This is a genomic window from Nocardia sp. NPDC004722 (assembly GCF_053601505.1).
Map to the genome: position 1 here is coordinate 1 of NZ_JBSGBY010000528.1, position 6,029 is coordinate 6,029.

4 protein-coding genes and 1 pseudogene are annotated in these 6,029 nt (G+C 67.9%); 2 read left to right on the forward strand and 3 right to left on the reverse strand.

Features of this window, described 5'->3' with window-relative positions; genetic code table 11:
* Positions 1-332 (forward strand): annotated as a pseudogene (locus ACWELQ_RS35465) (amidinotransferase); the annotation flags it as partial.
* A gap of 62 nt (positions 333-394) precedes the next feature.
* A complete protein-coding gene (locus ACWELQ_RS35470; protein WP_452401384.1) occupies positions 395-1,033 on the forward strand; it encodes a hypothetical protein in 639 nt (212 codons plus the stop codon).
* On the opposite strand, the gene ACWELQ_RS35475 is transcribed toward ACWELQ_RS35470, so the two are convergent.
* The 3 genes from ACWELQ_RS35475 to ACWELQ_RS35485 all read right to left on the reverse strand — a co-directional run.
* Positions 1,009-3,369 carry a RelA/SpoT family protein gene (locus ACWELQ_RS35475; RefSeq protein ID WP_452401385.1) on the reverse strand — a complete coding sequence of 787 codons (2,361 nt, stop codon included), beginning with the start codon at positions 3,367-3,369 and terminating at the stop codon, positions 1,009-1,011. The genes ACWELQ_RS35470 and ACWELQ_RS35475 overlap by 25 nt on opposite strands.
* A 151-nt stretch (positions 3,370-3,520) precedes the next feature.
* Positions 3,521-5,119: an ABC-F family ATP-binding cassette domain-containing protein gene (locus ACWELQ_RS35480; protein ID WP_452401386.1), complete on the reverse strand. Its 1,599-nt coding sequence runs from the start codon at positions 5,117-5,119 to the stop codon at positions 3,521-3,523.
* A 175-nt stretch (positions 5,120-5,294) separates the two neighbouring features.
* A partial coding sequence (locus tag ACWELQ_RS35485) for an MFS transporter (protein ID WP_452401387.1) occupies positions 5,295-6,029 on the reverse strand: 735 nt, incomplete at its 5' end.

A 6,029-nucleotide genomic window follows, 5' to 3' on the forward strand; every position in this document is an offset into this window, starting at 1 on the left:
GGCTCCCCCGCCACGTCCTGCACCTGGACTGCGCCCTGAGCCTGGTCCGCGACGGCCTGCTCATCGCCTGCCCCGACCGCCTGCCCGACGGTCTGCCCCCGCGCCTGCGCGACTGGGACCGCATCGAGGTCAGCGAGGACGAGGCGGCCGCCATGGCCACCAACGGGCTGCCCATCGACGCCGAAACCTATATCACCGACCCGGAATTCGAGCGCGTCGGCAAGCAACTGCAAGAGCGCGGCATCACCGTCGAATACATCGACTTCGCCGTCTCCCGCATCTTCGGCGGTGCCTTCCGCTGCTCGACACAGCCTTTGCTGCGCACGGAGTAGACGTCTGGTGCGGCCCACCGGTTAGGGTGGCTACCCGGATCGGCGGAGGTGCGCGGTAGTTGGTGACGGTAGTTGGTTTCGTGGTCGTGGTCATGACCGTGGCCTGGTGGCACGACGTCGACAATGACGGATTCGCGGCGCACCCGACACAATTCGCGTTCTGCGTGGTGGGCTGGATCGTGGCCGCCGTGGCCATCGCGATCGACCTGCGTCCGGCCCGCAACACACCCTGGCAGCCGGACGGTGCGTCACGCGCCGACACGGAACGGAAACTCCAGACCGAGATGGACCGGGAACTCGCGTACTTCCGGGACGACCTGGTGACCATCGCCGTGTTGATCGCCCCCGATCGAACGGAGTTGCCCATTGCGGCGCGCCTCGCCGTGACGTCGACGGACGACCGTGGCGAGGCCCGCGCGGCCCTGCTCGACGTCCTGCTCGCGCCCACCGACGGCGCGCGGGTGCTTGTCGACCTCGATCTCACGGGTGTCGACCCCACGCAGTTCGACGACGTCCTGCCGTCGGTGCTGCGCGGGGTCGCACGCCACAGCGGTCGCGACCACCTGGTGCCGTTCGCCATCCTCGACGACGTCCAGCACCGGTGCTATCTCGGATTCGTGACCCGCACGCGCACAACGACTCTCGTGAGTCGTGCCGAGCGGACCGGGCTCACGCTCTACGCGGCCGAGGTCACCCGGTAGACGTCGTAGACGCCTTCCACGTTCCGGACCACGTTGAGCAGGTGACCGAGGTGCTTGGGGTCGCCCATCTCGAAGGTGAACTTGGAGATGGCGACTCGATCACCGGAGGTGGTGACCGCCGCGGAGAGGATGTTGACCTTCTCGTCGGCGAGCACCTTGGTGACATCCGAGAGCAACCGGGTCCGGTCGAGGGCCTCGATCTGGATGGCGACCAGGAAGACCGACGACGGGGACGGGGCCCACTTCACCTCGATGATGCGTTCGGGTTCCGCGCGCAGCGAATCCGCGTTGGTGCAGTCGGTACGGTGCACGCTGACCGCGCCGCCGCGGGTCACGAAGCCCATGATCTCGTCGCCGGGCACCGGGGTGCAGCACTTGGCCAGTTTGGAGACGGTGCCGGGCGCGCCCGGGATCTCCACGCCCGCATCGCCGGTCGTGCGCTGCCGCGACGGGACCGTGGAAGGGGTTGACCGCTCGGCCAATTCGTTCTCGACGTCGCTGACGCCGCCGAGCTGCGCCATGAGCCGCTGCACCACGTGATGCGCGGACACCTGGTTCTCACCGACGGCCGCGTACAGCGCGGAGATGTCGGTGTAGTGCAGTTCGTGCGCCAGCGCGCTCATGGCGTCGACGCTCATCAGACGCTGCAACGGTAGGCCCGAACGCCGGACCTCCTTGCTGATCGCGTCCTTACCGGCCTCGAGGGCTTCCTCGCGGCGTTCCTTGGCGAACCACTGCCGGATCTTGGCCTTGGCGCGCGGGGACACCACGAAGTTCTGCCAGTCCCGCGAGGGCCCGGCGTTCTGCGCCTTGGAGGTGAAGATCTCGACGACCTCACCGTTCTCCAACTGCCGTTCCAGCGCGACGAGCCGCCCGTTGACGCGCGCGCCGATGCAGCGATGCCCGACCTCGGTGTGCACGGCGTAGGCGAAGTCCACCGGGGTCGACTTCTGCGGCAGCGTGATCACATCGCCCTTGGGCGTGAACACGAAGATCTCCGGCGACTTCAGGTCGAAGCGCAGCGACTCCAGGAATTCCGCCGGGTCGGCGGCCTCCCGCTGCCAGTCGAGCAGCTGCCGCATCCACGCCATGTCGTCGACTTCGGTGGAGTCGGTGGAGTGCTTGCCCTTGGTCTCCTTGTACCGCCAGTGCGCGGCGATGCCGAACTCCGCGGTCCGGTGCATATCCTGGGTGCGGATCTGCACTTCCAGGGGCTTACCGTCCGGGCCGACGACGGTGGTGTGCAGCGACTGGTAGACGCCGTAGCGCGGCTGGGCGATGTAGTCCTTGAACCGCCCGGCCATCGGCTGCCACAGCGAGTGCACGACACCGACCGCCGCGTAGCAGTCGCGCACCTCGTTGCAGAGGATGCGGATACCGACCAGGTCGTGGATGTCGTCGAAGTCCTTACCCTTGACGATCATCTTCTGATAGATCGACCAGTAATGCTTCGGACGACCCTCCACGACCGCGTCGATTCGGCTGGCGGCCAACGTGTTCACGATCTCGGCGCGCACCTTGGCCAGGTACGTGTCGCGCGAGGGCGCGCGGTCGGCGACCAGGCGCACGATCTCGTCGTACTTCTTGGGGTGCAGGATCGCGAACGCGAGGTCCTCGAGCTCCCATTTGACGGTCGCCATGCCGAGGCGGTGGGCCAGCGGCGCGATCACCTCGAGGGTTTCGCGCGCCTTCTTGGCCTGCTTCTCCGGCGGCAGGAACCGCATGGTCCGCATGTTGTGCAGCCGGTCGGCCACCTTGATCACCAGCACGCGCGGGTCGCGCGCCATGGCGATGATCATCTTGCGGATGGTCTCGGCCTCGGCCGCGGCGCCCAGGTTGACCTTGTCGAGCTTGGTGACGCCGTCGACCAGGTGCGCGACCTCGGTGCCGAATTCGGCGGTCAGCTCGTCGAGCGAGTACCCGGTGTCCTCGACGGTGTCGTGCAGCAGCGCGGCCACCAGCGTGGTGGTGTCCATGCCCAACTCGGCCAGGATGTTGGCGACGGCCAGCGGGTGCGTGATGTACGGGTCGCCGGACTTGCGGAACTGGTGCGCGTGCTTCTCGTCGGCGACGTCGAAAGCCCGTTGCAGCAGAGCGAGATTCGCCTTCGGGTACAGCTCGCGGTGCACGGTGGCCAGCGGCTCGAGCACCGGTTTGACGGCGGCGATGCCGCGCTGCCCGGTCATGCGGCGCGCCAGCCGCGCGCGGACGCGACGGGAGGCGGAGGTGGGAACGGCGGTGGAATTGCGAGCGGCGGCCTGTCCATTGGACGCCGGAGTGGCGGACCCGGCTTCGGGCGATTGCCCCGAGTTCGCCTTCTCCAAATTCTGTGTCATGCCACCTCCGCTCGCGGTCTCGATCGGAAAACCATATCGGACCGTTCAACCACCCAGATCATCCACTTTAGTCCTGGAAACGGATACCGACCGGGACAGCCGACGCCGCCAGGCCGAACAGCCTTGGAGCGTTGAACTGTACCCGGTCAGCTCACTGTTGCACCGCAGACTCCACCAGCCCGTCAGCGGTCAGTTCCAGCCGTCGTGTCACCCCGATGTCGCTGAGGAATCGCGGGTCGTGACTGACCACGATCAACGCACCCTGGAAGGCGGCGAGCGCCTCGGTGAGATGCGCGAGGCTGGGCAGATCGAGGTTGTTGGTCGGCTCGTCGAGCAGCAGCAGTTTCGGCGCGGGCTCGGCCAGCAGGAGCATGGCCAGCGCCGCCCGTAACCGCTCCCCGCCGGAGAGCGCTCCCGCGAGCACATCGGCGTCCCCGCCCCGGAACAGGAATCGGGCCAGCTGGGCCCGGATCTGTTCGGCCGAGGCGTGCGGCGCGGTGGCCGCGACATTCTCGAACACCGTGCGCGATTCGTCGAAGACGTCCAGCCGCTGCGGCAGCATCCGCCACGCGACCTTCGGCCCGTCCTGCTGGATGCGGTGCAGCAGTGTGGTTTTCCCGACGCCGTTGCGCCCGGTGAGCGCGATGCGTTCGGGCCCGGTCACTTTCAACGTCACCGTAGGCCCGCACGCCAGCCGCTCGTCGACCAGCTCGAGCACGTCCTGCCCCGGATACAGCCGGGTATCGGGCAGCTCGACGCGGATCTCGCGGTCGTCGCGCACTCGGTCCTGCACCTCGCTGAGATGATCCCTGGCCTCCTCGACCTTGCCGATGTGGTTGTTGCGCAGCTTGCCTGCCGACACCTGCGCTTCGCGTTTGCGATTGCCCATCACGATCTTGGGTTCGCGTTTCTGATCCCACATCTTCTGCCCGTAGCGCTGTCTGCGATCCAGTTTGACGCGCGCCTCGACCAGCTCCCGCGACTGCTTGCGCACATCGCTGCGCGCGTCACGGACCGCCGCGCGGGCGGCCTCCTGCTCGACGGCGATGATCCGCTCGTACTCGGTGAAATTGCCGCCGAACAAACGAATCTCGCCCTGCCGCAGTTCGGCGATGGCGTCGACGCGTTCGAGCAGTTCGCGATCGTGGCTGACGGTCAGCACGGTGCCGGGGAACTGGCCGACGACCTCGTAGAGGCGCTCGCGCGCCACCGCATCGAGGTTGTTGGTCGGTTCGTCCAGCAGCAGGACATCGGGTTCCCGCAGCAATTCCGCGACCAGGCCGAGCAGGACGGTCTCCCCACCGGACAACGTATCCAGCCGCCGATCCAGATCGGCGATATCGCCTGCGACATAGTGCAATCCGAGCCGCGCCAGCAATGCCACCGCACGCTCTTCGATATCCCAGGAATTGCCGACGGTTTCGAAGTCGCCGTCGTCACCGGTCCCGGATTCGATGCGGTGCAGGGCCTTTCGAATATCGGCCAGCCCGAGCAACTCATCGACCCGATGCCCGGTGGCCAGCCCGAGATCCTGCCGCAGATATCCCAGCCGTCCCGGCACCGTCACCGCACCGCGCGTAGCCCGCAATTCGCCGGTGACCAGCCGGAACAGGGTGGATTTGCCCGCGCCGTTCGCGCCGACCAGGCCGAGGTGACCGGGTCCGAGCAGGGCGTCGAGACCGTCGAAGACAGGGGTGCCGTCCGGCCACGCGAAGGTGAGATCGGAAATAGAAATAACAGGTGATGGCATGCGGGCCTCCCGAAGATGAGCGAATGCGGCGCGCGATTGCGGGCCACTCGGCGGTCATCTCAGAAGAGCAACGGCATGACTCCGATCAACGGGAACAGAACTCGACTACGTTAACCGGAACCAACGAGCCGAAGCAAGAACCTATTTCGTGAACCAGGTCTCAGCGCACCGCAATTCAGCGCACGGCCACGGTGAACCGGAGATCGCCCAGCCCCGCCACCGCGAGCCCGGCCGCGAGCGCGTTCATGGCCGCGACCCCGTGTCCGATCATCGCGCCGCCCAGCAGCGATCCCGCGCCGATACCCAGATAGATGCACGAGGCGTTGAGCGCCACCACCAGACCGGACTCCTGCGCGGCGGCCGCGATGAGCCGGTGCTGCTGCGCCGGGGCCTGACCGAAACTGGACGCGCCCCACGCCGCCGCGAGCACCGCCACCAGCGCCGGGACGGTCCAATGCGAGGCGGCGAGCACTCCCAGCACTCCCAGTCCGGCGGCCAGGGTCGTGCAGCAGGCGGTCAGCACCCGGATCGCTCCCCACCGGTCGGTGGCATAGCCCGACAACAGGCTGCCGGCGATGGCACCCACACCGTAGGCCGCCAGCATCCACGCGGTCGCGGACGCGTCGATGCCCACCGCGCCGAAGGCGGGCACCGCGTAGGCGTAGACGACGTAGGCGGCCGTCATGCCGAGCACGGTCAGCGGCAGCACCTTGGCGACCGCGGGATTGCGCAGTACCGCCAGCCGGGTGCGCAACGGAACGTAAGCGCTGCCGGGCAGGGCGGGCACCCACACCGCGACACCGGCGGCGGCCAGCACGCACAATCCGGCGACCGCGGCCAGGGCCGAGCGCCAGCCCAGCCACTGCCCGATGGCGTCGCCCATCGGCACGCCCAGCGCGGTCGCGACGGT